This window comes from Planococcus sp. CPCC 101016, from assembly GCF_007859295.1.
In the GTDB taxonomy this organism is placed as follows: Bacteria; Bacillota; Bacilli; order Bacillales_A; family Planococcaceae; genus Planococcus.
Genome location: NZ_VOHB01000002.1, coordinates 1,263,140 through 1,288,396, shown reverse-complemented (window position 1 = coordinate 1,288,396; position 25,257 = coordinate 1,263,140). Strand labels below are relative to the sequence as shown.

Here is a 25,257-nt window from a genome sequence, read left to right as displayed (position 1 = left end):
TACTAAATTTTCCAATAATATGCAGCAAAAGAAAAAAGTAAACCCAAAGGCTTACTTTTTGTTCATTCTTCTTGTTTGTCTATCAAACAGGCTATAGACAATCGGCACAATGTAAAGAGACAACAACGTTGAACTGATGAGTCCGCCAATGACGGTAATCCCCATCGGCTGATTGATTTCAGTACCTTCTCCAATTCCAATTGCCAGAGGAAGCAGACCTAATATGGTTGTCAGAGCCGTCATTAAAATTGGACGGCGCCGGTCATGAACAGATGTGATGATTGCATCATATGAACCCATACCGGACTCTTTCCGCTGATTGATGTAGTCAACAAGCACAATCCCATTGTTGACGACAATTCCTACCAGAACCAGCAACCCGATGATTGCTGTGATGCTAATTGGCGTCTGGGTAACAAACAGTGCAATTGCTACACCAATTGCCATCAAAGGTACTGTGAACATGATGACGAGTGGATACTTGAAAGATTCAAATTGTGCAGCCATGACAATATAAACCAGTACAATAGCAAGCGCGACAGCTAGCATCATATCGTTGATGGAGTTGTCCAATAGTTCCCGGTCTCCGCCAAATGAAATTCTGGTGTTTTCATCCAAGCCTAGATCTTCAATGGCAGCATCAACCTCATCTGACATATCGCCAAGTGTGATATTCGATGGGTGCTGTAGCGTAAAAGTTACACTATCAGCTTGATCTACCCGTTGAATACTGACCGGACCTTGAGCGACTTCGATATCAGCTAATTCTTGAAGCTCCACGAATTCTCCTGCAGGTGTCCGCAGCGATAAAGCTCGCAACTTTTCAAGACTGTTTCTTTCCTCTTCTTCATAGGCTACATAAACGCTGAGAACTTCATCAGTTTCCGTCAATACTTGAGTTGCCAAAACTCCGCGTGTAATATTATTGACGGATTGGGCAATCTGAGCCGGAGGCAACCCATATTCGGTAGCTGCTTCACGGTCAATGGTCATCTGGATCTCGTCAATGGTTTCCTGACGGTCATTTGTCAGTTCGGTTACTTCCGGAAGCTCTGTTAAGACTCGTTCAATATCAGCAACTGCATCGTCCAAACGCAATCGATCTGTGTCCGTTACAGTAAACGACAATGTATTTGGCGATGAACCGGCAGCCGTCTGAAGATTAAAGCTGACCAAGGCGCGTTCTCCTATCGTTTCCAAAACTTGCGGCTGTACTTCATCCACAAATTCAAAGACGGAACGGTCCCGTTCTGCCAAGTCCACCAGCTTCACATAAATTTCAGCTGTATTCGATTCTGCTGAACCTTGCGCCTGTCCCTGCTGAGTCGAACCGATGAGACTGACATAGACGTCAACATCCTCTTCAAGCTTCAGTTCCTCTTCTATCAGATTGACTACTTCATCCGTCGCAGTTCTTGAAGAGCCATTCTCAAGCTCGACAGAAACACTCACAAAGCCCTCATCCGTTGCCGGAATAAATTCTGTACCGACTTGCATAACGCCAAAAGCACCCGCAACCAATAAAACTAGTGCCGTAAAGAGTACGATGATTCTATGACGCAATGCCCAAGCTACTGAACCTTCAAATGCTCTGACACTTTTTGAGGTATCTTTTTGCACTTTCGGTTTACTGCCCGGTTTGCCAAGCAGTTTTGAAGCCATCATCGGTATGACCGTTAAGGCAACGGCCAGCGAGGCAAAAAGACTGAATGAAATCGTTAAGGCAAATTCAAAGAAAATTTCTCCGATTAAACCTGAAATAAAAATAACGGGAATGAAAACTGCGACAGTGGTAAGAGTAGAAGCAATAATTGCACCCGAAACCTCTTTTGCACCTTCAGAAGCAGCTTTTTTCGAATTCTTGCCCATCGCTAAATGCCGTTCGATATTTTCAATAACAACAATCGCGTTATCGACTAACATCCCGATTCCTAAAGCTAATGCACCTAAGGTCAAGATGTTCAAAGCGAAATCCGCAAAAAACATTAAAACAAACGTAACAATGACTGAATAGGGAATCGCCACACCAATAATGATCGGGCTCTTAATGCCGCGAAGAAAGAAAAATAAGACGAGCATGGCAAAGATTCCGCCTAAGATCAGCGTTTGGCCAATGTTGTTGATGGCCAGTTTGACGTAATCCCCTTGATCAAACAGTATATCGGCCTGGACTCCCTCAAACCGCTCTTCGCTTAGCAGTTCGTCCAGTCTTTCCTGAAAAGCGTCTGAAACTTCTGCTGTATTGGCCTGTGATTCCTGTAAGGCAGACAGCAGGACGGCAGGTTCTTCGTTGGCCCGAGTTTCACTGTTGCTTTGGCGTTCGCTGACATTCACCTCAGCGATATCCGCAATTGTGACATTGTCGCCATTTATGGGGTCAATCGTCAAAGTCAAATCTCGTATTTCCTCTACACTCGTTAAAGTGCTGATAATCCGGGTTGTCAAATTGCGGCCGTCTTCGGTCTCAATTGGTTCGCCTGGCAATGAAATGTTATTTGCCTGAATCAGCTGTACAACATCAGATTGCTGCAGACCCCGTTCTTCAAGCTCTGCCTGATCCAATTCGATTTGAATTTCTTCTATTAAAGAACCGGAAATATTGACGCTGGCTACTCCATCCGTCTGGCGGAGTTCTGTTTCCAGCTCTTCAGCAACGACCCGCACATCAGCATCCGGGTCACTGGAACGCAAAGCCAGCTGAAGAATTGGGAATTGAGAAGGATCAAACTTCAAGAAACGAGGGTCATTTGAATCGTCAGGAATCGGCGTTTGGTCAATTCGCTGCATGATATCCGATTGGACATCATCAATATCCGTCGACCAATCAAATTCCAAGACAATAAAATTCGTTCCTTCCTGGCTATTCGATTGAATCGATTTGATTCCAGGCAATGTTGCCAAATTCGCCTCCAGCGGTTTGGTCACTTTTTCGCTTACTTCCGTAGGGCTGGCACCTGGATAATTGGTCACCACCACGCCGATCGGCGGATTAAGTTCGGGTATAAGGGTTATAGGAATACGTGAAAATGATACCGCTCCCAGAATAATAATCAAAAACATAATGACCAGTGTAAATACAGGTCTTCTTATCGAAAAATCACTTATTTTCATTTTTTCAAACCCTCTCTTTGCCCTGTCTTTATATCATAAGAAAAAACTTCTACAACCGCAAACTATATAGAGCTTGTTCACTTATCTGCCACTTTTTTGAAGAAATTAAAAAAACCTGCCAATGGCAGGTTTTGGATTTTAAAGCAAACTGTACAAACGAATTTCAGGATTTTTATCCTGGAACCATCTTGTCGCAAACTCATTCTCAAATAAAAAGACGTAATTATCAAAACGGTCACGGACCAGCATGGAACGTCCGCTTGACATTGATTCTTTAACATCTTCTTCATTTTCAATCCAGCGTGCAATCTTGGAACCAACCGGCTCCATCCGTACATCTACATTGTATTCATTTTTCATCCGGTGTTCGAACACTTCAAATTGAAGCTGTCCGACTGCGCCGAGAATGACTTCTTCCAAATGCAATGTTTTGTAGTACTGGATTGCGCCTTCTTGTACGAGTTGAAGGATTCCTTTATGAAAATGCTTTTGTTTCATGACGTTTTTCGCCGTCACTTTAACGAAAAGCTCAGGAGTAAACTGCGGCAGTTTTTCAAATTGGAACTTCTTGCCGCTGGTTATGGTATCTCCAATTTGATAATTCCCCACATCGTGAAGGCCGATAATATCTCCAGCGACGGCTTCATTGACCATTTCCCGGTCATCCGCAAGAAATTGAGTGGTCTGTGATAATTTGATATTTTTGCCGGTACGTGCCAATGTTACATTCATTCCACGCTCAAACTTACCCGATACAATGCGCACAAAAGCAATGCGGTCGCGGTGAGCCGGATTCATATTGGCCTGGATTTTGAAAATGAAGCCGGAAAACGGCATATCGATCGGATTGATTTCTTCTTTTTCCTGCGTATCACGCGGCTGTGGTGAAGGTGCAAATTGCAAGTACGTTTCAAGGAAGGTTTCCACTCCGAAGTTTGCCAGAGCACTTCCGAAGAATACCGGCGTCAATTCACCTTTTTTCACTCGGTCAATTGAAAATTCATTGCCTGCTTCGTCCAGCAATTCGATATCATCCATTGCCTGTGTATAATAGGAAGTCTTTTTCATTTCATGGTCTTCAATCAACTTGCCTTGTTCATCCAGTTCAAGGAAACGATCTCCTTCTGAACGGAATGGTTCAACGCGTTTATTGAAGCGGTCGTAAATCCCCAAAAACTCTTTCCCCATGCCAATCGGCCAGTTCATCGCGTAAGATTGAATGCCAAGAACTTCTTCCAGCTCTTCCATCAATTCAAGCGGCTCTTTTCCTTGGCGGTCCATTTTATTGATAAACGTGAAAATTGGAATGCCGCGCATTTTACAGACTTTGAACAGCTTGACGGTCTGTGCTTCAATTCCTTTGGCAACATCGATAATCATGACGGCACTGTCGACGGCCATCAATGTGCGGTAGGTATCTTCACTGAAGTCCTGGTGTCCAGGAGTATCTAGAATATTGACACGGTGCCCTGCATAATCAAATTGCATAACGGAAGAAGTTACAGAAATACCGCGCTGCTTTTCAATTTCCATCCAGTCAGATGTCGCGAATTTGCCGCTTTTCTTTCCTTTAACTGTTCCTGCGTCACGGATTGCTCCACCAAATAACAGCAATTTTTCTGTTAAGGTTGTTTTACCAGCATCCGGGTGAGAAATGATGGCGAAAGTTCTTCTATTTTGAATTTCATTCTTTAATTGGTCTGACATGTTTATACGCTCCTTTAATCTACTCTCTTCATATTAGAGAAGGGTGCCGAAAAAAACAAGGAATTTTAACCTCTACAGAAAAAAGAAGCCCCAAAGGCTCCTTTTTCACTGAAACTTTTTCAATGCTTCCTGTACCGCAATCTCTTTGTCGCTATGCGGATATTTAGTGCTGCCGATAATCTGGTAATCTTCATGGCCTTTTCCGGCAAGAATGATGATGTCTCCAGCTTCAGCTTGTTGGACGGCATGTTTCACCGCTTCTTCCCGATCACCAATGCAGGCAAAGTTGTCATGAGTCATTCCGGCCTGCAGATCTCCTAAAATACTTTCATAACTTTCATCGCGCGGATCATCTGTCGTCAAAACAACGTAATCTGCAACCGATGCTTTTTCAGCCATAATGGGGCGCTTTGTTTTATCGCGGTTGCCCCCTGTACCGACCAGGAAGATGATGCGGTTCTTTTTAAAATCCTGAACGGCATGAATCGCTTTTTCAATGGCATCAGGTGTATGCGCATAATCAATGAAAACGGAAAGTGGTGCTTCAAGCTCCACTTTCTGCATCCGTCCTTCCACCGGCGCAATTGCTGCCAATGCTTTAAGAATTTCATCCAGTCTGTAACCTTCCGCATATAAGGCTGCAATTGCTGCCAATGCGTTGGAAACATTGAATTCGCCAAGCAATTTCATCGACACCCCGAACTGCCCGTCAGTGCAGTCGAGTGTGAAAGTAGTTCCTTCATGCGTCAACTGAATGTCTTTCGCCTTGAACTGCGCATCATTCTGAATGCCATAGGTATAGACCGGATGAGGAGTCATTTTCGCTAACTCACTTGACCAAGGATCATCCGCATTTAAAATTGCCTGTTTTTGATTGGCTAAATCCTGACCAAGCTGCGAGAACAATAAACCCTTGGCATGGCCGTACTCTGCCATCGTTCCATGAAAATCCAAATGATCGTGTGTCAGATTGGTAAATATCGCAGTATCGAACTCTACTCCAGCTAAACGTCCGAGAACCAAGCCATGCGACGAAACTTCCATCGTCATGTGAGAGCAATCTTCATCTCGCGCATGTGCGATCATTTGCTGAGTCGTCAAGGTATCGTTAGTGGTATTGGCCGATGGATGCAATTGGCCATTCAAGTTGAATCCGATTGTACCCGTCAATGCCGATTTCTCACCCAGCTCCATGAGCATGGCATGCAAAATTCCCGCTACGCTTGTTTTGCCGTTGGTGCCAGTGACGCCAATCATATGAAGAAGCTTCGAAGGATAATCGTAAAACTTGGCAGCTAACAGGCCGAGCGTTCGCGAAGTGCTTTCTACAGTGATAACTGTCGCATTATCAATGGTCAACGGCTTTTCAGCTACGATCACAGAAGCACCTTGATCCGCTGCCTGCTGAGCAAAATTATGGCCATCCACTGTATAGCCAGTGATGCAGACAAACATCGAATCCGCTTTAATATCACGGGAGTCAATTGTCAGGTGCTCAATGTTTTCAGGCAAAGCGCCTTTAATCTGATGATGCGGAATTGCCGCAAGTAATTCTTTGCTGTTCATGAAAATCCTCTCCTAACTCTTATGAAACCAATGGAGACAGCACATATGCATGGAGCAAAGCTGCTGCTGCCTTTAATGAATCTGTGTGGGTGCGTTCGTATGAATGGGAAGCTTCAATGCCAGGGCCGAATAACGCATGCTTAACATCATGGCCAGCGCTGATTGCCGCTGATGCATCTGATCCATAATAAGGATAGATATCGACTTTGTAATCGATGGTATGATCTTTTGCCAGAGATATCAAGTGGCGGGTCAATCCATAGTGATAAGGGCCGCTTGAATCTTTTGCACAGATGGACACTGTATACTCATCTGATTCTTGTCCGTCTCCAATAGCACCCATATCTACGGCAATGTATTCCTGGGTTTCCGCTGGAATGCTGGCATTGCCGCCATAACCGATTTCTTCGTTATTGGAAATATAAAAATGGGTCGTATATGGCAGCCGTTCATCCGTTTCACTGAAATGCTTCACTAATTGAAGCAGCAAGGCGGTGCTTGCCTTGTCATCCAAATGGCGGGATTTAATGTACCCCGAGGCCGTCGCTTCGAATCTCGGCTGGAAAGAGACGAAATCTCCCACTTCGATGCCCAGACTTCTTACCTCTTCTTGTGAAAAGGCTTTTTCATCCAAGCGCACTTCCATATTATCAGCATTGCGTTCAGCCGAACCGGCGTCTTTATAGACATGTACCGTTGTCTGGTGAAGCAGGATTGTTCCGGAAACGGTTGAACCGTCCGCTTTATGTATGAGGCAATTTTCACCTTCGATGGCATTGAATTTAAAACCGCCGACCAATGACAATTTTAGTCGTCCGCTCGGTTTGATTTCTTTCACCATAGCACCCAAAGTATCGACATGTGCAGTCAGCAGACGATGCTGCTGCTGATTTTCCCCTTGGATCGTGGCGATCACGGCCCCTTTATGAGTCGTCTTGTGCTCAACATTCCACTGCGTGAGCAAGGTACGAATTTTCAACATAACGTCCATAGTGTAGCCGGACGGACTTGGAATTTCCACTAGCTCTTTTAATAAATCGATCGTTTCGTTTTGATTCCACTGGTAAGTCATTACTATCACTCCTTGATCTTATAATCATATCAAAATGAAAGATGTTCGGACAGTCCTGTCTTATAGTATTATAGTATAAGTTGAACTTAAGCATTTATCTTTCTACTCCGCTTTAGCCCTAATCGGCCTCTTTCATAAAAAATCAAATTTTTCAAGTATAAATTAGCTTAGTATAGTTTAAAAGCATGAATCCAGAGGTGTCCAATGGAAAGTACCTTTATCAACCGCAAAAGAAGTCAACTGTTTATCCATTTGTATGGATTTGCAGGCATTTTTCATTTTTCTCTCAATCAATTGGTGGAAATGAATGCAGCCGTCATTTCCCCGCTTTTCGGCATTTTTTCCTATCTGCTGCTGCTTGTATTGTATGCCGCTAAAGTCAACAACCGAGCCCTTCAATACACCGTTCTTTTTGCCATGAACGTGTATGTCTTTATATTGAATTTTGAATCCCTGTCATCCATCACGCTTGTCTTCTTTGTGGTGCCGATCATTGCGTCCGCCTTATACAACGATACGAAACCGATCGTCATCCTGGCACTTGTTACTGCTGTTGAATTTTCGCTTCTTTTGATTGTATTTGACCGGTTCTCTGAAAGAGCTGCTTTGCCTTATATCCAATTATCCATTATTCTCTTTTTTATCGCTGTGCTGTCGATCACTTTATTGGATAGCATTTATTTCAGTCGGTATTGGAAGCAGCTGGAACTAAAAAATGCATCAATGGAAAAAGCCCTGTTGTCAAAAGAAGGCTATCTGCAATTGTTTTTTGAAACCGCTAAAGATGCCATTGCTGTGTTTGATTCGAACAATCAGATTATCGCAGTTAACCCTGCCTTCGAAGAGCTTTACGGCTGGACTGCTGAAGAATGCATTGGCAAAACCTTGCCGCTTTATCCACAGGATATGAAAGCAGCTGCTGAAATGCGCACAAAGAAAGTCCAACAAGGAAAAAGCTATTCCCTGCTGGAAACCATAGATGTCCGAAAAGATGGCTCTCGCTTTCATGCACAAATCACCTTGTCTCCTATCTTTGACCAGTCCCAAGAAGTGGTAGCCACTTCTATTATATCCAGGGACATCAGCTACCAGAAAGAATCAGAAAAACTGATTCTGCAATCCGAAAAGCTGAAGCTTGCAGGGGAGATTGCTGCAGGTGTTGCCCATGAAATCAGGAATCCCATGACGGTCATATCGGGATTTGTCCAAATAATGCATCATGATCCGAAGCATCTGTTTCCTGAATATACCGCATTGATTCAATCAGAGATGGACCGGATCAATTTGATCATCAGTGAGTTTTTGGTTTTGGCCAAACCACAGGCTGCTGCATTGAAAGTTTTCAGTGTACAGCGTGCATTGGACGATATTCTGCTATTGTTTGGTTCTGAACTCAATTTGAATGGCATTAAGTTGACAAAAGATTGGACAGAGGACTTTCAGGTTAACGGTGAAGAACATCATTTAAAGCAAGTTTTCATCAATTTATTGAAAAATGCGGTTGAATCGATGGAACAACCCGGAGAAATTCGAATATTGCTGAAACCTGAAGACGATTCTACATTTTCCATCAGCTTTGAAGATTCGGGAATCGGAATCTCCGAAAAGGATTTAGCAGCTGTTTTTGAACCTTTTTTCACAACCAAAACCAGCGGCACAGGATTAGGATTAATCGTTTCCCAAAAAATCGTTCAGGAGCATAAAGGCACTCTCACCCTATCAAGCACAGTCGGGGAAGGAACCACTGCCAAAATCCTGTTGCCATTGGAACAAATATAAGACAGAAAGAGAAAAATCGAATGATTTTTCTCTTTCTGTCTTTTTACTTTGACTGTTTATTAAATTCCCTAATTTTCATTAATCCCAATCGTCATCGTTGTCGTCATCGTCGTCATTATCCGAATCGACTTTCAGGATAGAGCCGTCTTTGGCATTGACATCCACTTCATGTTCGGAGCGGCCGTCCTTAATTTCAATTTCGTAGTAAGCAAGACCATCATCAGTTTCAAGCTCGAATCCTTCGACAGTTCCATTTACTACTGCTAATGCCGCTTCGATGGCTTTGTCAGAACCGATCAATCCTTTAGTTTTGCCGGTTGAATCGCTTGCAGCAGCTGGTGAAGAAGAGGCTATTTCGCTGAATTGTTCCCCATCATCATTTCTGTCTTTTTCACGCTTTTGCTTTAATATTTCTCCTGTATAAGCATCAAATTCAAAATCATATTCATAACCATCAAAATCCACATCGACTTCGTAATGAGGTCTTCTGTCATCTTTGTCCAATTCGATATCGGTGATACGGCCATTTGCTAAATCCAATGCCTTTGATGAAATTTCTTCAAAGCTCAGCATTTTTTCAGAAGCCGATCCTGTCTGGACTTCATTAGTCACCGTTCCTGATTTAGATGATGAATCTGGTGCCGGTGTTTCCGAGTTTGCAAATACGATGCCCCCAAATGCTAAAACCCCTGCTGCCACTGGAATGTAAATTAATTTCTTCATGTAATTTCTCCTCCTCATTTGTTGTTACTCTTACAATAACCTTCCCATATGAGGAGAACATTAAGGCTTTATGAGAATTTGATGAGAAATCCATGATAGTATTCTCAGAGTCAGTCATCCCACTCGACTGTCATCGTATCGCCGCGAATGGCATGAATCTGAATGGTTGCCTCCTGTTCGGTCTGTTCGTTTTCAATTTCCACCAAGTAATATCCGCCATCGGCTGTTTCCACAAACTCAGCTTCCTGCACTTCTCCATCCAATGTACCTTTAGCCAGCTTGATTGCTTCGTCACGTGTAATGATGCGCTCAGGCTCTGATTCTTCTACTGGCACTGCCGGTTCAATCGGCTCTTGACTGATTTTCCGTACTTCTCCTGTCGCAGCAGAGATAATAATCTTCGACAATTGCGATTCATCTTTAACTTTGACTTCGTATTCATTCTCTTCTTTGTTGTAGTTAATAGCATCAATGGTGCCGGCTGCCTGCTCTAAAGCAATTTCTTCCGCCTGCTGTTCCGTCCATTCTTTAGCGGGCTCTGTTTTTTCAATTAACTCCATCGTCTCTACTTGTCCGTTATTCCGATTGACAAGTGCCCGATACCGTCCATCTGGCCGTTGAAACTCCACTTGATACACATCTCCGGATTCTGTGATTTGTTCAACTTCTCCGCCATACAGGCTTACTACAGCTTCATCGGCCTGATCTGCGGTGATATCTTGTGAAGAACGCGGAAATAAAAGAAATACCAGGACTAACACTCCAAGCAAAGTTGTGGCTGACGCCATCAAAATCCATTTTCGCATCACAATCCCTCCTGCTTTGAGTGTACATCAGCAACATTAAAATTCTCTGAGAAAATGATGGACACTGTAGTCCCCAGCTGCTCGATGCTTTCCAGTTCAATTTGCACATTCAAAGAATTGGCCAGCTGCTTAGCTAACGATAAACCCAGACCAAATCCACCTGTTTCACGGCTTCTTGCTTTATCCACCCGATAAAATCGGTCAAAAACGTAAGGAATCGCTTCTTTTGGAATACCGATTCCCGTATCACGAATCTGAATGACCGTATCGCCATTTTTCCTGGCCAGCACTTCAACTTTGTCAGAGCTGTATTTTCTGGCATTATCCAGCAGAATATACAAGAGTTGTTTAAACTTCGCAGTGTCTGTAATAACCGGCAAGGTCTGTTCGGTTGTGATTAAATTGAATTCACGATTATAGGATGTGTTCATTGCCGTAAGTGTTTCTTTCAACAACTCCAGCGCATCCACATTTGTCCATTCCACTTGTGATTCACTTCGACGGGCAATATGCAATAATTGTTCAATCAATGCCTTCATCCGTTCGGTTTCCGCACGAATGGCCCCTATACTCTCCTCAGCAATTTTTTCATCGTCCATTCCCTGTCGCTGCAACAGCTTTGCATAACTGCCAATCACCGTCAGCGGAGTTTTCAGCTCATGCGAAGCATTGGAAACGAACTCCTCTTGCTTGGAATAGTTTTCCTCCAACAAGCCCATCATTTCATTGAAGGTATTGCCCATCTGCGTCAGTTCATCCTGCGACTGGCCTTCTATCGGCAGCTTTTCAAATTTGCCGTTGCGCTGGATGCGTGTCATAGTATTCGTCAGATTGGTGATCGGCAATGTTACGATTTTCCCCAGCACGACACTGGAAATGATGACAGGAATCATCGACAATAAAGTTCCCGCTATCAGCACGAGACGAAGCGTATTTAAGTTATTCGTCGTTTCCTGCAAAGATTGGACAACTGTCAACTCTGCCACTTGCCCGTCTGTCCAAATAAGCGGCGCTTTGACATAAGCAAAACGCTCTCCATCCACTTTCACAGTTCCAGATTGCCCTTCTAATTCACCGGGGATTTCTACAGTCACTGACGGCGTTTGAATAGCCGACAATTGTTCACCTTCAGCTGTAGTCACTTTTATAAGTCCATTGACAGGCACATAAGCGCGCAGCACAGTCCTTGGATCTGCCGTTTCGGTTTCATTGAATTCAGCTACCAGCGAGCTGGTTTCTGCCTGAAGCTGATTGACTTCCGTTGAGTAAGTCAATTGGCTGAATGAAAAATAAATGACGAAAGCCAACACCACCAAAACGACAAGCATCAGTAAAGTAGAAGAAATATGAATTTTATTTTTCAGCTTCATGATCCTGCTCCTTTAATACATAGCCCACTCCGCGAACCGTCTGGATGTAAGTTGAACTTTCGCCGGCATCCACTTTCTTCCGCAAATAGCGGATATAGACATCGATGACATTGGTATCGCCATAATAATCGTATCCCCAGACAGCGTTCAGCACCTGTTCACGGCTGAGCACCTGCTGTGGATTTTTAATCAAATATAAAAGCAGATCAAATTCACGCGGTGTCAGTTCAATCATTCGTCCATTGCGTTTAACGTCGCGTGTGCTCTCGTTCATCTCCAGTTCATGAAAACGATGCAGTTCTGAATTGCCATGGCCATTAGACAAGCGCAGACAGGCACGAATTCTTGCCAGCAGTTCTTCGATTTCAAATGGTTTGGTGACATAATCATTCGCACCCAAATCCAATCCGGCCACTTTGTCTTTAACCTCATTTTTGGCAGTCAGTAAAATGACTGGAATCAGCGTATTAGCGGAACGAATGCGCTTCAATACGTCCAAACCGTGAATTTCCGGCAGCATCAAATCGAGCAGCACCAAATCCCATTCCTCTTCCCGGAATTGAATCAATCCCTCAGAGCCGGTATGGGCCACCCCTGTTTCATATCCTTCAAATTTCAATTCCAATTCCAGTACACGCGCAATGCTTTTTTCATCTTCCACAATTAAAATACGTTCCGCCATCGTCATCACCTCTTACCCATTATCATAGCAGAAAAAAGAAAAGCGCAAGCGCCCGGGTAGCTCTGACGGGCATAAGGCAGACCAGCGAAGTGGTGTATTTTCAACCACACAACTGGGTTGACTTATGACCCGAAGAGCTGGGCGCTGGAGCCTGGACACTAAGAAAAGCGCAAGCGCCCAATTAAAAAAAGCAACCCGAAGGCCGCTTATTTTAATACGGTTTTGATCCATTTCGCTTTGTTTTTATAAGGCGGAAAGACCAGGTTTGTCGATAGTTTGGTTGATTTCTTCAAGATTGATTTGGCATGCGTGAACGTTTCAAAACTTGCCTTGCCATGGTAGGAATTCACTCCGGATGTCCCAATCCCTCCAAACGGCAAATAAGAACTTCCTACGTGAGAAACCGTATCGTTGATGCAGCCGCCTCCAAATGGCAATTGATCTAAGAAGAACCGAATCACGCGGTCATTTTCCGAGAACAGGTAAGCGGATAAAGGCTTCGGCAATTGACGGATTTGGCCAAGCAGACGCGGCAGATCCGTATAGCTGATAATCGGCAAAATCGGCCCGAAAATTTCATCTTCCATTGAAGGACTGTCCCAGCTGACCCGATCCAAAATTGTCGGTTCGATGTAAAGATCATCCCGGTCCATGCCGCCACCGTAAATCACCTGGCCCGATTCTTTTTGGATAATTTCTGCTAACCGGTCAAAATGCTGGGTATTGACGATGCGCCCGAAATCAGGACTTTTTTGTGCGTCTTTTCCATAAAACTTCTGTATCGTTTTCGTTAACTTTTTCAAAAACTCTTCTTTAACTGATTCGTGTACACAAACATAATCAGGCGCTACACAAGTTTGACCCGTATTCATCAGTTTCCCCCAGGCAATCCGTTTTGCCGCCAAGTCAAGATTAGCGGTCTGGTCCACAATCGCAGGACTTTTTCCGCCGAGTTCCAAGGTAATCGGTGTTAAGCGCTCCGATGCCGCTTTCATGATGACTTTTCCGACATTTACGCTGCCTGTAAAAAAGATATAATCGAATGACGCATGGATCAACGCCGTCACTTCTTCTTTTTCACCTTCAACTACACGAATGTAGTAGGAAGGAAATGCTTCTTCAATGATGGTGCGAATGACTCTCGCCACGTGAGGCGTCGCTTCAGAAGGCTTGACCACTGCACAATTCCCTCCGATGATAGCACCAATCAAAGGCTCCATCACCAATTGGAATGGATAGTTGAATGGTCCGATAATCAACACGGAGCCGTATGGTTCACGAATGACGAAACTTTTGGCAGGCTGCAGATGAATCGGTGTTTTAACTTGCTCCGGCTTCATCCAGTCTTCCAGGTTCTTTGCCATGCTGCTGATGCTGTCGAGCACAAAACCAACTTCAGTTGCGTAAGCTTCAAATTCACTTTTCCCTAAATCTTTCTTTAATGCATCAATCACTTCTGTTTTATAGGATTGAATCACGCTTTTTAACCGGTGCAATTGCTCGACCCGAAATTTCGTTGATTTAGTATCGCCTGTATAAAAATAAGAACGTTGTTCTTCAATCATATGCTCTACATCCGTTGCCGTAAAATTCATTTTCCAACCTCCTCCAAGTTTCTTCATTATATCAATTAAGGTGTCAGATTCAAAAAATGAACACTTATTCAGTTAACAAATGATCGATGTAGCGTTGAATAACCAAGCCCTCTTCAAAATTGACCAAAAGCGTCGAGCTATTGTTCATTTCTTCGAAAAGTGATGGTACATCTTCAAAATCATTGATCAACTTGCGATCTTCGCCTTTTACCGACTCATAAAGATCTGACCAATTTTCTAAAGTTAGAACTCCTTGCTCACCATAAACCTTGAACTGCAATAATTCCTTTTGGCCAATGCCGCTAATTCCAGTCACCAAGAAAGGAATGTGTTTGTCAGTAAGTCCATGAGCGATTAGTCCAGTTTCGCATTTCTCGGCGTCTTCAGGATAGCTGGTGTGATGGGAAGTGAATACCAACTCACCAAAAAGCCGGTTCATCAATTGGAAGTAATGAGGAAAGACTTCTCGAATAAAGCCTCCTTGGCTTCTTGAGCCGATCCACGGATTCTGCTGCCAAAGTCTTGGCCAATCCGGGAAAAAGGTTTGCAGTTCGATGCGGACCACTTTCCCGATATGGCCACTCTTAATGCGCTGGGCCATTTCCCGGACTGCCGGTTTATACATTAACGGAAAATGCATAGCAGTTTGTACGCGGTTATCCTGCACGGATGCTGCCATCGATTCGCCGTCTTCCACATTATGTGCCAAAGGTTTTTCACATAAGATATTGATGCCCGCACTGGCCGCCAGTTCAGCAATTTCCGCATGAAAAGCAGGTGGTGTTGCTATGTAGACCCAGTTAATATCCGAATGCAGTACTTCTTCCACTGATTTCGCCATCGGAATTCCGTAAGCTTCGCTAATTTCTGTGAGGCGTTCTGTCTGTTGATCGTAGACGGTCTTTATTTCCACTTGGCTTTCTTGCTGAATCTGTTTAATAATACGTTCTCCAACAATTCCTGCTCCAATGATGCCTATTGAAATCATAAAGAATCTCTCCTTTGAGGGCCTTTCGGCTTTTTTTCATTGTTTGTTTATTAGTGTAACCTTTAGGGGTATAGAATAGTCAAACAATACCATTACACTTTTGAGGAGGAAGTAAAATGAATGAACAGACAAATTGGTGGGAGCCTATCTTCACAGGAGAATTAGAAGTTGGTGTCAATAAAGAAAAGCTGGAAAGCATCACTGAAGAATCCTTTTTATATTATGATGAAGCGTCATCTATTAAGGAGACGGCACTTTAATTGCTGAAGCCTAAAGACAACTTCTGCCGCTGTAGTACATAAAAACGCCTTGTTCAATTGTCGATTGAAAAGGCGTTTTATTATGCAGATTTTGAAGAATGTCCTCACTGAAAAAGACCGCAAACTGTTACCTGATTGCCAGGCAGACCATTTGTTCATATAATGATGAAGAAATGAAAGGGGAACTTATGAGACTTAAATTTATATTACTGCTGGCCTTGTTCTTTCTATCAGGCTGCGGGATGTTGGAATCGACTGACACAGCCGGTACAACCGATCAAATTGATGTGGAAGTGACACAGGTCATCGACGGCGATACCATCAAAATCATGTACGAAGGCAAAGAAGTGACCGTGCGCTATCTATTGATGGATACGCCAGAAACCAATCATCCGCGCCTTGGTGAACAGCCTCTTGGCAAAGAAGCTACGGAAGAGAACAAACGGTTGATTGAATCGGGCGATGTATCGATCGAATTCGATGTTGGCGACCGTTTTGACGATTACGACCGCTTACTTGCCTACATTTACGTGGATGGCGAAAGTGTGCAGGAGCAGTTGTTGGAGGCTGGCCTGGCCCGAGTCGCTTATGTCTTCCCTCCAAACACGCGCTACCTCGATGATTTTGAAAAGGCGGAACAAATTGCCGAAGAAAGCGGAACGGGTATTTGGCAATATGAAAACTATTCCACTGACCGGGGATTCGACTCCGAAGCTTATGGCCAACAGCCTGCCGGTAATGCGAGTCCTTCCAATCAAACTCCAGCCAACGGTGATTGCGACATCAAAGGCAATATCAACCGAAGCGGCAACAAAATCTACCACCTGCCAAGCGATTCCTCCTACGAACAAACCAATCCGGAAGAATGGTTTTGCACTGAACAAGAAGCAAGAGATGCCGGTTTCAGAGGCGTTGGCCAATAGGCGGCTGCGCCTGAAATAAGGCATTATTATTCTTTCCGAATAACTATTGACTTTTTCTTTGGACAGGATATAATTATATTTGTCCTGGAAATTGAGATTCCTTAGCTCAGCTGGGAGAGCGCTACCTTGACAGGGTAGAGGTCGCTGGTTCGAGCCCAGTAGGAATCATATCGACGCTAGAATGCAGTTATTATGCTGCTTCTGGCGTTTTTTATTTACGGTGACTATCCGTGGACTTACCGTGGACTTATTGCAGTCTACCGGTGCTGTTTTAAACATGGTAGCGGATAGTTATAAAGTTTTAAGACGGTCCCTTTTCAGTTAAACAATTTGAAAGGGGATTTTTTATGTCTCAAAGAGTAGGAAAACGTGTAAAAAATGTACGCACTGCTGTTCAAAATGTACAATCGTTAAGCAGTTTATTTATGAAGTTTTATGAAGCAAAAACTGCGGAGGGGCGTACCTTACGAACTTTAGAAAGTTATAAAGTTAATTTCAATTTCTTTTTGGAGTTTTTAGAAGCAAGAGGTATTGAAAGTAGCATAGACAACGTAACAGTAGAAATACTACGTCAATACATCAATTATATGTTGAATGAGAAAGTTCGTTTTGAAGGCCATAAATTTAAAAACGATTCTGAGAAAACTTTAGGCCTGTCTCCTATAACAGTGAACACCCGGCTAAAAACATTAAGAACTATGTTTAGCTTCTTATTAAACGAGAAATTTATTCAGACAGACCCTATGGTTTTAATAAAAAAAGTTGTAGAAAATGATGAAGCGGTAAATATCTTAACAATTGATGAACTAAAAAGGTTGTTAAATGTACCAAATCAACGCCGCTACAGTGACTTTAGAGATTATGTGTTAATGAATTTATTAACTGATGCTTTTCTAAGGATTAACGAAGCACTTTCACTTACACGTAATGATATTGACTTCCAGTCAGAAATTATAACCATTCGATCAGAAACTTCTAAAAGTCGTCGAACAAGGATAATTCCTGTTCAAAAAAACACCCTAGATTTATTAAGAGATTTAATTAAAGAAACTGAGGAGTTCAATAACGAACACGTTTTTCTAGCAAATTACGGTGCACGTTTAGATGCAAATCATTTTAGAAAAAGGTTAAAAGAATTTGCAAAACAAGCTGCTATTAATAAACGTGTTCATCCTCATCTATTTAGACATACAGGTGCTACTATATTTCTCGAAGCTGGAGGGGATATAAGGCATCTACAGATGATTTTGGGGCATAAAGATTTAAGAATGGTTTTACGTTATACCCATCTTTCCAATACTGCTTTGAAAAATCAACACAACCAATTTTCACCCATAAACCTATTAAAAGGAAAATTAGAAGAGAAAAGAAAAATATTAAGATAAATTATTGCATTGGTGAATAGCCAATGCTTTTTATTTTTCTATTTCTTTTTAAGTTTTTGCAACTCCAGCAAGCTAAAATTAATCTTTAATAGTTATGTAGTAAAAGAATTTAATTACCCGTTCTTCATTTACTCAACAATAGTTGAAGTTTTTCTTTTGTTAACCACGGTCTTCTTCTGTGCAGCATTCGATGACAATTTGAACAAACCATAGCTATATCCTGAATCTTTGTCTCTTGTTCATCATCTGTCATTGATAAAGGATTTATATGGTGCCCTTCAATATAGTCTTCCCCTAAATCACCATATTTTTGATAAAAGTCAAATCCGCAAACCTCACAAAATAATCGTCCATCATTCTCAAACTTAAACTTTTCTTTAGCTAGCTTAATAACTTTTGGATCGCGTTCTCTTAAAATATGCTGCCTAAGCATTTTTTTCCCTTCAACAAATCCCATATCGTCTTCAGTTAGTTCCACGTTAGTTCCAAAAGGAGTGAAATCTCTAATACCCCAAAAACCATTTCCTTTTCCTTCTATAGAGTAAAAAATATCAGTTTCGTCACCAATTTTACCTTTAAATATTTCACAATCACTCGAATGACGATACATAGTATTTCTAATTTGTGATTTCCAATCTGTAAAAATAGTTAGATCTAAGTTACTTCTTTCCTCGATTCTATTATATATATCTTTTAACGTCCCCTGTCCTCCTAATTCAACCAACGCAGCTTTTATTTCTATTAACCAATTCTTTCTTCTCTCACTTGTAATCATAAGCACCCTCTCCATATTCTAATTCTAAGAATATATTTTTTTTAGGTCTTCTAATGTAATGTCTATGCCAAATTCATTTAAGCTTGCTTTTTTTGAGTTATATAACTTCTCAAGAACAAGGTCTTTTTCAGCCTTCTTTGCATGATGAACTTGTCTATGACAATTAGGACAAATTGATACGATATTACCTGGGACGTCCAAACTCCATTTAAAGCTTCCTTGACTATTCATAGGAATAAGATGATGTGCTTCTACGAAATTCTCTCCTGAAACATTTGAAATAAAAGTTTTATGGTCATTATTTACTTCACAAGAATATGCTGTTTGTTGAAGGGCTTCTTTTGCAATAGCAGGATTTCTCTTCCATCCTTTTCTTTCCTTATTATTTAATTGTGGTGGAATTACTTGCGGCCGCTTCGGTGTATTTGCTGCATTAGTTAATTGAACATCTGTTTGGAATTGTGTATCTTCAACTTCATCAATGGTTAAAAGATAGTCCATAAACTCATCTAGATTTCGCAATCCTATTGCAATCTTTAATTGATCATAGACTTTAATAAGTTCTCTTATATCATTGAATAATTCATTACTTGTAGGTAGATTGCTTGAAGAATAATACTTACCGCAAATATGTGCAGCCATATAATTTTTCGCATTACCTGTATTTGATACCAAATCTATTTCTTTTTCAGGAAATGCTACAGATGAAATATCTAACAAACTTCTTAGCTTAACTGCTACTTCCTTCATTTTTTCTCGAGGTTTTCTTTTGTTATATTTCTTACTTACGTAAGTAGTCCCTTGATTTAGGGAGAGATAAACGCCTTTCATATCCTTACGGAACAAGAAAACAATATAAAATCCTTTTGTTGCTGTTTCAGTAATATCGCGATCAAATATACTAATCCAAGGTGTTTCAGTCCAATTACCTTGTCCAACAGAAGCTTGAACTTTATATATATTATTGTCTAACGGAACTTGACCTGAAATTAATTTAGGTACTTCATATAAGAAAAACTTAGCTAAAGTATTTTCTGTTGGTTTAAAGGGTAGTACCACTTGATTATTATATTCGTTAAAAACTTTCATTAGTTCATTATTCATTTCTTTGCCTCCTATTTATCCTGGAATTATGGTAACATATCCCCAAAAACTATAGAAGATAACTATTAGTTAACAAAGATAAAATAACATTGTAAAAATTTCTTGAACCTCTTTTCCTAACTTTTGCCCCCCCATCCCCCCCCCGTGTACCGGGGTGATTTTGTACAATGGTTGCCTGGCAGCGGCGTTGTTGAGGTGGGGTATTAATGGGGATTAGCCTAGGTTCTATCGGGGCCGCTTGGCGGGCGGGCTGCCTACCTACTGCTTGTCTCTTGGCTTGACCTGCTTTGCCTTGCCTGGGTTACCTTGTAGCTTGCTACGTGGGCCGGTCTGGCTTGGGTGCTATTACTTGGCCTTCTTTGAGTATGCTGTATACCCTTTGTGCTTGTGCGGCCGGTGGTCCCTCCTTTGAGATAAGCTTTAACTTTTGGCAGTAGCTTTTCTTCTAGCACGGATCAATGTACTTTTAGAGATTCCCGTCATATTTTCAACTTCAGTATAAGAGTGTGATTCCAGCAACTCTAGGGCATGATCTATCTGACTTTTATTGAACTTATTAGGGCGGCCTTCTCTAAAGTCGGGACGCTGCTTGGCGATCGCTTTTCCTTCCTGGGTGCGTTCAACTATCATATCCCGTTCAAACTCCGCGAAACTCATAAAGATATTGAAGATCAACCGGCCATTTGGCGTATTTTCTATGACGCCCAAATTTAAAATATTCACGGTCACACCTCTTACAAACAGATCTTTAATAACCTTAGTTCCTTCTAGGGTTGATCGGGCGAACCGATCTAACTTAGTGACTATTAAAGAGTCTCCTTCCTCTAATAAAGAAAGCAGTTCGGCAAACTTTGGCCGATCCGTTTTAGTCCCCGTGTAAACATCTTTAAAGACTATTTCCGCCCCCGCACTTTTAACCGCTGCTTCTTGTACTTCCATAGAATTTCCGTTTGTAGATTGGCCTGCCGTAGAAACGCGACAATATCCATATTTCATCAGCAAAAACTCCTTTTTCTGTCTCATTTATGACTATAAGTTATGACACCTCTCTATTCCTTGATACTACACGATCGCCAAAACGGTTTCAATACTGTTAAGTTATGACACTTATCGAATATAAAAAAAGAAGCCTTCCGGCTTCACATATCTTGTTTTATAAAACTAATAAGTGTTTCTTGTATATTTACTTTAAAATTAAGATTTGCAGGAACTATGCTTGCCGCAATTCCACTGTTTTGTTCTCTAATAGGTGACACAGAAAGGTAAATAAAAGGCTGATCTTCCGGCCGACCTTCAATAATATAATCAGCAAATTCTTCTTCTATTGCCGTACATAGGGCACTAGCTTTCCTATTTTCTTTGGTGGAACCAAAAATAAATTCAGGTTGTTTATTTCGTTCTTTTAAGAATATATTTAAAGAAATCATTATAGATCCTCTCCTCATTTTTATATTGTCTGTAGCTAATATATTTATTTAAAGAAGTAGTAAAACCTAAGTTTCTCTCTAATTATATAGTGCGAATTTACATGATATGGTAGATTTATAAAGTAATAGCGTTAAATTTTAGAAGAAAAAAGGAGACGATCTAAGCTATGCAGACATTCAACTACACAAAAGAAGACGTATTAAGTTCATTTAGAACAAAAGTTTCAAAAATTTATGATGAAGTAAAACACAAAAAAGATCCAACTAAGCATCTGAATAATGGAATAAAGAAAGTAGCATTAGAATTAATAGATCCACTCATCGAAAACCTTGAATTAACTAACAATCAAAAGTTAGATAAAATTTTATTGGTTCACTACTGCATGTATATTGTAATGATTGAATTTAGAAACCGCATCAGTCCTTATGAATATATGGCTTTCACTCGAAGAATTGGCGAACTATGGGAACCTTTCTGTAAGCTTTGCTGGACATTTACATCTGAAGAAGGCATAGCAGTTACAATTCCTCCAACTTTCGATGAAGCTAAAATTCATTTGTCGAGAAATTTGAACAATTTTATTGGTACTCTAAATTTATCTACAGAACAGAAAACTGAGTTAGACACGTACTTAGAATTAATCTGGGAATTAGTTAGTTCAGGAGGTATCAAACTTAAAAGTGATTTGCATTTCGAGAAAAATGGTGTGAAATATAATGTAGACTTTAAAAGCGGGTTCAACTCCAATGAAAAAGGCAACACTAATAGATTGTTAATGGTAGGTAGCATTTTTAAAAAATTAGATCCAGCTTATGAAAATATTATTTTAGTAAGGGCTGAAGAAAAGGATAATAATCATTATCTTCAAACCCTTAAAAATTCTGATCAATGGAATGTTTTTTGCGGCCAAGAAACTTATGATAAAATCGAAGAACTTACTGGCTTTCCATTAAAAGTTTGGATTAGAACTAATATTGATTGGAAAAATGACCTAGACAAAGACACTATTGATTATTTAACTAATGCAAAACTAGATCAGTACCTGAGTTGGTAATTTTTCTGAGTGATATAAGGCATTAAAAAAATTATCAAGTTCTTTTTGAATTTCTAAATCGATGGTATTTGTTCGTTCAATATGACGAAACATATCTTCAACAAGTGAGTTGACACGTTCAATATCATTTTCATTATTAGGTAATACTACAGGAATTTTTTTTAGGTAATTTGCAGAGTTGTTTGCCGTATGGTTGATCGTTTGAATAATAGTATTGACTATTTCAGAATTAAGAAGGGCTAGCAGAAAATAAATGTATTTTTCTTCTTTCGGAAATATACCTACTACTGATTGATCGAACACTTGATTGTTTATTAAGTTAGCTTTAATTTTGCTAGATTTAACCATCGGTACTGCAATACCTTTTTTAAAGTAGTATTTGGCATTTTGTAATCTTGCTTTTTTATCAGTTCTATAATGATTTATAGCTTCTTTTCCCCAATCAATAAACCATTCGTTTTTTCTTTGATACATTTCTGCATTTCCTTTTGTAACAGGAATAAAATGTTTATCTCCCTCAATTCCATCAAGTAGGTTATTGTGTCTTAAATAATCATACTCCACAAGATTTTCATCCACTATTTCGCATTTTGTAGGGTTTCTTACTTTAGTGTTCAATGCTTTAAAATATGCTTTATTATTACCGGTGTAGAGACCTGTAACACAATCAGCCAGATCACCTAAAGTTAAAGTAGAACCATTTATTAATCCTCTAATTTCACTACCAGCTTTTATCAAAAAGGCCATATCAATTGATTCAAAAACTTCTTTTTGAGGTATGTCAATTACGTTATATTTTTCAAGATTTGTACTGTTTGTTATATCTTCTATATTCGCGACTTTTTTTAATCCGTTTATAATTCTAATAGTATTTGAAAGTGCTTTATTTTTTGAAGATTTTTCTACGGTAATAATAGTTAGATTTGAATAACCAAAATTTACTCCTGGGAAGAATTTTGAAGGAATCATTAAAATTTCAAGAATTTTTGTATTGAGTAGTATATATTCTCTTAGCTTATTGTGCATATGTAGATTCATAAAGGTATCCGGGATAATAAAGCTTAATTTTCCATTCTCTTTCAATAAAGAAATACAACGCAATAGAAATAAAGCATAGGTTTCTTTTACATAAAAACCAGGATATAGATTTTTTAAATTTGCACGTTTTTCATAATCTTGCCAAGCACCATAAGGAGGATTGCCAATGATTCTATCGTAATCCCCGTTCATCATTACTTTAATATCAAGTTCCGAATCTAAAAGTGTATCGCCTTCTACAGTTTTAACATTTGAAAAATCCTTATATTTATCTTCTAATATTTGTATTGCTTGAGGATTTAAATCGTAAGCAGTGATGTCCACTTGAGGATGTTTGGCTAATAACGCATCTATAAACACCCCGTCACCAGCAGAAGGTTCTAAAATAGAATGGGCTTCATCAAAATCTAACTGCTTAATCATGTAGTCAGTTATAAATTCAGATTTTGTATAATAAGAACTGTATAGATTTTTTTCTTCCAACGAATATCCCTCTTTTCTTATATCTTATGTATTGCTTATGTTAATCATAAGTTAATCCTAAGTTGTCGTCAATAAGAATATATTGTTTATTAAACCTTTAAATCTATTCCAAAATCAAACGTTACTATTATTTAGTTTAATCGTCGTATTCTCGATATGAAGACTCTTTAATTATGTATCATCAGCATGTCAGTGTATGACATCTTCTAACTAAATCAACACATATACAATCACTTTTTTATTGTAAATTTTCTTTTCATGCATGACATATGAGGCCAAATTCCCCTCAAATGTAATGCTTTTTTTTGTGCAATTTTTTAATATCGCTTACTTCCCGTACATAAATCCTTTATGTTTCCGCCTTTAATATATTAAATTCCTTCTTTTATATAAATTGCTATAGAAGAAACCTTTATTGATCTTACAAGAACAATTTCCACCAAAAATATATGCTTTATTTCTTTCTTTTTCTTTTCTACTTTTAATCGGTCTGTTTTCTAATCTTATCTCGTTATTAATGTGAGTGATGCTAGCTAGGGAATGATTCCTGTCTTATAAGACGTACTTTAATACGACAGTTTCCATAGTTTTGTAACACTAATAACATGAAAATTTAGAGGAGAATAAGAATGATTACAGTGAAGAAAAGTAAGCAACAAATACAGCAGGAATCTAAAAAAGAGAGAATTGAAAATTATAAAAAGAAAAACGCCATTATTAACTTAGAAAACGTTTGGAAGAAATACGCATATAAAAGATTGGAAAATAACGAACTAGCCTTGAATCATATTCTCGAACATGTAACTGTAGTAAGCATGATTAACAGGATCGGAAATACTTTTTATAACGCCTGGAGGAAAAATAGTCGCCTTACTCTAAATGACTTTCAATCGGTTCTATATGAAAGGGCATGGATTATTATTGAAAATTATTCTTGGGATTCTAATTATTATTTATTTGAACATTTAAACCATGGATTAATACAATCATGTAAAGATTTATTGCGTGTAGAAGGATTGACAAAGAAGCGGATAAATAGCCGGACCCATTTTCATAAGGCAACTTCTATGAATGGAGATTTTCAAAATAAGGATGAATTAGTAGCAGAAAAATATCGCGTTGAATCTGAGGCTATTATAAATATATGGATTGAACAGAATCTTAATGAATCAGAAAGAAAAGTAGCTAAGTTGTTGATTAGAGACTGCAAGACGACCCTTGATGATGTTTGTGAGGAACTAAGCCTAAAATATCGCCAACAGGCTAAACGGGTTATAGAGAAAATCCAAGACAAATGGAGTAATTTTAATATACGTTAAAATTTAAACCATTGCACTGAACGACTACTAGATATAAAAACTTAAATTTTTTTCTAAAGTTCTTGTTACAATGTCTGTTTTTACGAGTT

Annotated in this window: 21 protein-coding genes and 1 tRNA gene; 7 read left to right on the top strand and 15 right to left on the bottom strand. The window is 40.0% G+C overall.

What is annotated here, in order from left to right; all coding sequences use genetic code 11:
- Positions 1-51: 51 nt before the first annotated feature.
- From FQV26_RS05900 to FQV26_RS05885, 4 genes are all read right to left on the bottom strand, one after another.
- On the bottom strand, positions 52-3,111 hold the full coding sequence (locus FQV26_RS05900; protein WP_146556431.1) for an efflux RND transporter permease subunit: 3,060 nt from the start codon (positions 3,109-3,111) through the stop codon (positions 52-54).
- Between the two features lie 138 nt (positions 3,112-3,249).
- Positions 3,250-4,818: a peptide chain release factor 3 gene (locus FQV26_RS05895; protein ID WP_146556430.1), complete on the bottom strand. Its 1,569-nt coding sequence runs from the start codon at positions 4,816-4,818 to the stop codon at positions 3,250-3,252.
- Between the two features lie 105 nt (positions 4,819-4,923).
- Entirely contained in the window at positions 4,924-6,384 is a 1,461-nt protein-coding gene (locus FQV26_RS05890) for a UDP-N-acetylmuramoyl-L-alanyl-D-glutamate--2,6-diaminopimelate ligase (protein WP_146556429.1), read from the bottom strand.
- 19 nt (positions 6,385-6,403) lie between these two features.
- The gene (locus FQV26_RS05885) at positions 6,404-7,456 is read right to left on the bottom strand and encodes a M42 family metallopeptidase (protein WP_146556428.1); all 1,053 of its coding nucleotides are present in this window, start codon (positions 7,454-7,456) and stop codon (positions 6,404-6,406) included.
- Positions 7,457-7,660: 204 nt separating this feature from the next.
- On the opposite strand from FQV26_RS05885, the gene FQV26_RS05880 reads away from it, so the two are divergent.
- Positions 7,661-9,235 (top strand): ATP-binding protein, encoded by a 1,575-nt coding sequence (locus FQV26_RS05880; RefSeq protein ID WP_146556427.1) that lies wholly within the window; start codon positions 7,661-7,663, stop codon positions 9,233-9,235.
- 78 nt (positions 9,236-9,313) lie between these two features.
- On the opposite strand, the gene FQV26_RS05875 is transcribed toward FQV26_RS05880, so the two are convergent.
- The 6 genes from FQV26_RS05875 to FQV26_RS05850 all read right to left on the bottom strand — a co-directional run bounded on the left by FQV26_RS05875 (position 9,314) and on the right by FQV26_RS05850 (position 15,399).
- Entirely contained in the window at positions 9,314-9,958 is a 645-nt protein-coding gene (locus FQV26_RS05875) for a PepSY domain-containing protein (protein ID WP_186759637.1), read from the bottom strand.
- 110 nt (positions 9,959-10,068) lie between these two features.
- Positions 10,069-10,764 carry a PepSY domain-containing protein gene (locus FQV26_RS05870; protein WP_146556425.1) on the bottom strand — a complete coding sequence of 232 codons (696 nt, stop codon included), beginning with the start codon at positions 10,762-10,764 and terminating at the stop codon, positions 10,069-10,071.
- Complete coding sequence (locus FQV26_RS05865; protein WP_146556424.1) at positions 10,764-12,134, bottom strand: HAMP domain-containing sensor histidine kinase; 1,371 nt, start codon at positions 12,132-12,134, stop codon at positions 10,764-10,766. The genes FQV26_RS05870 and FQV26_RS05865 overlap by 1 nt, the downstream gene beginning before the upstream one ends.
- Positions 12,118-12,816, bottom strand: coding sequence for a response regulator transcription factor (locus FQV26_RS05860; RefSeq protein ID WP_146556423.1), 699 nt, complete (start codon positions 12,814-12,816; stop codon positions 12,118-12,120). The genes FQV26_RS05865 and FQV26_RS05860 overlap by 17 nt, the downstream gene beginning before the upstream one ends.
- A 206-nt stretch (positions 12,817-13,022) precedes the next feature.
- Positions 13,023-14,411 carry an aldehyde dehydrogenase gene (locus FQV26_RS05855; RefSeq protein WP_146556422.1) on the bottom strand — a complete coding sequence of 463 codons (1,389 nt, stop codon included), beginning with the start codon at positions 14,409-14,411 and terminating at the stop codon, positions 13,023-13,025.
- Positions 14,412-14,475: 64 nt separating this feature from the next.
- On the bottom strand, positions 14,476-15,399 hold the full coding sequence (locus FQV26_RS05850) for a Gfo/Idh/MocA family protein (RefSeq protein WP_146556421.1): 924 nt from the start codon (positions 15,397-15,399) through the stop codon (positions 14,476-14,478).
- Between the two features lie 116 nt (positions 15,400-15,515).
- Here FQV26_RS05850 and FQV26_RS18700 point away from each other — a divergent pair, with 116 nt between their 5' ends.
- The 4 genes from FQV26_RS18700 (at position 15,516) to FQV26_RS05835 (ending at position 17,967) form a co-directional block, all read left to right on the top strand.
- The gene (locus tag FQV26_RS18700; protein WP_186759635.1) at positions 15,516-15,659 is read left to right on the top strand and encodes a hypothetical protein; all 144 of its coding nucleotides are present in this window, start codon (positions 15,516-15,518) and stop codon (positions 15,657-15,659) included.
- A gap of 188 nt (positions 15,660-15,847) precedes the next feature.
- Positions 15,848-16,582 carry a thermonuclease family protein gene (locus FQV26_RS05845; RefSeq protein WP_146556420.1) on the top strand — a complete coding sequence of 245 codons (735 nt, stop codon included), beginning with the start codon at positions 15,848-15,850 and terminating at the stop codon, positions 16,580-16,582.
- A gap of 95 nt (positions 16,583-16,677) precedes the next feature.
- Positions 16,678-16,750, top strand: a tRNA-Val gene (locus tag FQV26_RS05840).
- 179 nt (positions 16,751-16,929) lie between these two features.
- Positions 16,930-17,967 carry a tyrosine-type recombinase/integrase gene (locus FQV26_RS05835; protein WP_146556419.1) on the top strand — a complete coding sequence of 346 codons (1,038 nt, stop codon included), beginning with the start codon at positions 16,930-16,932 and terminating at the stop codon, positions 17,965-17,967.
- A 124-nt stretch (positions 17,968-18,091) separates the two neighbouring features.
- Here FQV26_RS05835 and FQV26_RS05830 read toward each other — a convergent pair whose 3' ends face one another.
- The 4 genes from FQV26_RS05830 to FQV26_RS05815 all read right to left on the bottom strand — a co-directional run bounded on the left by FQV26_RS05830 (position 18,092) and on the right by FQV26_RS05815 (position 21,273).
- Entirely contained in the window at positions 18,092-18,742 is a 651-nt protein-coding gene (locus FQV26_RS05830; RefSeq protein WP_146556418.1) for an HNH endonuclease, read from the bottom strand.
- 24 nt (positions 18,743-18,766) lie between these two features.
- Complete coding sequence (locus tag FQV26_RS05825) at positions 18,767-19,846, bottom strand: MrcB family domain-containing protein (RefSeq protein WP_146556417.1); 1,080 nt, start codon at positions 19,844-19,846, stop codon at positions 18,767-18,769.
- 420 nt (positions 19,847-20,266) lie between these two features.
- Positions 20,267-20,842: a recombinase family protein gene (locus FQV26_RS05820; protein WP_146556416.1), complete on the bottom strand. Its 576-nt coding sequence runs from the start codon at positions 20,840-20,842 to the stop codon at positions 20,267-20,269.
- A gap of 143 nt (positions 20,843-20,985) precedes the next feature.
- Positions 20,986-21,273, bottom strand: coding sequence for a hypothetical protein (locus FQV26_RS05815; protein WP_146556415.1), 288 nt, complete (start codon positions 21,271-21,273; stop codon positions 20,986-20,988).
- 167 nt (positions 21,274-21,440) lie between these two features.
- On the opposite strand from FQV26_RS05815, the gene FQV26_RS05810 reads away from it, so the two are divergent.
- Positions 21,441-22,328, top strand: a complete 888-nt coding sequence (locus FQV26_RS05810) for a hypothetical protein (RefSeq protein ID WP_146556414.1) — start codon at positions 21,441-21,443, stop codon at positions 22,326-22,328.
- On the opposite strand, the gene FQV26_RS05805 is transcribed toward FQV26_RS05810, so the two are convergent.
- Entirely contained in the window at positions 22,305-23,849 is a 1,545-nt protein-coding gene (locus tag FQV26_RS05805; protein WP_146556413.1) for an Eco57I restriction-modification methylase domain-containing protein, read from the bottom strand. The genes FQV26_RS05810 and FQV26_RS05805 overlap by 24 nt on opposite strands.
- A gap of 629 nt (positions 23,850-24,478) precedes the next feature.
- Between FQV26_RS05805 and FQV26_RS05800 the strand changes: the two genes are divergently transcribed.
- On the top strand, positions 24,479-25,168 hold the full coding sequence (locus FQV26_RS05800) for a hypothetical protein (protein ID WP_146556412.1): 690 nt from the start codon (positions 24,479-24,481) through the stop codon (positions 25,166-25,168).
- Positions 25,169-25,257: the final 89 nt, after the last annotated feature.

Excerpts from the sequence above, each read along its gene's own strand:
- FQV26_RS05900 (WP_146556431.1), bottom strand. The coding sequence starts at position 3,111 with ATGAAAATAAGTGATTTTTCGATAAGAAGACCTGTATTTACACTGGTC.
- FQV26_RS05895 (WP_146556430.1), bottom strand. The coding sequence starts at position 4,818 with ATGTCAGACCAATTAAAGAATGAAATTCAAAATAGAAGAACTTTCGCC.
- FQV26_RS05890 (WP_146556429.1), bottom strand. The coding sequence starts at position 6,384 with ATGAACAGCAAAGAATTACTTGCGGCAATTCCGCATCATCAGATTAAA.
- FQV26_RS05885 (WP_146556428.1), bottom strand. The coding sequence starts at position 7,456 with ATGACTTACCAGTGGAATCAAAACGAAACGATCGATTTATTAAAAGAG.
- FQV26_RS05880 (WP_146556427.1), top strand. The coding sequence starts at position 7,661 with ATGGAAAGTACCTTTATCAACCGCAAAAGAAGTCAACTGTTTATCCAT.
- FQV26_RS05875 (WP_186759637.1), bottom strand. The coding sequence starts at position 9,958 with ATGAAGAAATTAATTTACATTCCAGTGGCAGCAGGGGTTTTAGCATTT.
- FQV26_RS05870 (WP_146556425.1), bottom strand. The coding sequence starts at position 10,764 with ATGCGAAAATGGATTTTGATGGCGTCAGCCACAACTTTGCTTGGAGTG.
- FQV26_RS05865 (WP_146556424.1), bottom strand. The coding sequence starts at position 12,134 with ATGAAGCTGAAAAATAAAATTCATATTTCTTCTACTTTACTGATGCTT.
- FQV26_RS05860 (WP_146556423.1), bottom strand. The coding sequence starts at position 12,816 with ATGGCGGAACGTATTTTAATTGTGGAAGATGAAAAAAGCATTGCGCGT.
- FQV26_RS05855 (WP_146556422.1), bottom strand. The coding sequence starts at position 14,411 with ATGAATTTTACGGCAACGGATGTAGAGCATATGATTGAAGAACAACGT.
- FQV26_RS05850 (WP_146556421.1), bottom strand. The coding sequence starts at position 15,399 with ATGATTTCAATAGGCATCATTGGAGCAGGAATTGTTGGAGAACGTATT.
- FQV26_RS18700 (WP_186759635.1), top strand. The coding sequence starts at position 15,516 with ATGAATGAACAGACAAATTGGTGGGAGCCTATCTTCACAGGAGAATTA.
- FQV26_RS05845 (WP_146556420.1), top strand. The coding sequence starts at position 15,848 with ATGAGACTTAAATTTATATTACTGCTGGCCTTGTTCTTTCTATCAGGC.
- FQV26_RS05835 (WP_146556419.1), top strand. The coding sequence starts at position 16,930 with ATGTCTCAAAGAGTAGGAAAACGTGTAAAAAATGTACGCACTGCTGTT.
- FQV26_RS05830 (WP_146556418.1), bottom strand. The coding sequence starts at position 18,742 with ATGATTACAAGTGAGAGAAGAAAGAATTGGTTAATAGAAATAAAAGCT.
- FQV26_RS05825 (WP_146556417.1), bottom strand. The coding sequence starts at position 19,846 with ATGAATAATGAACTAATGAAAGTTTTTAACGAATATAATAATCAAGTG.
- FQV26_RS05820 (WP_146556416.1), bottom strand. The coding sequence starts at position 20,842 with ATGAAATATGGATATTGTCGCGTTTCTACGGCAGGCCAATCTACAAAC.
- FQV26_RS05815 (WP_146556415.1), bottom strand. The coding sequence starts at position 21,273 with ATGATTTCTTTAAATATATTCTTAAAAGAACGAAATAAACAACCTGAA.
- FQV26_RS05810 (WP_146556414.1), top strand. The coding sequence starts at position 21,441 with ATGCAGACATTCAACTACACAAAAGAAGACGTATTAAGTTCATTTAGA.
- FQV26_RS05800 (WP_146556412.1), top strand. The coding sequence starts at position 24,479 with ATGATTACAGTGAAGAAAAGTAAGCAACAAATACAGCAGGAATCTAAA.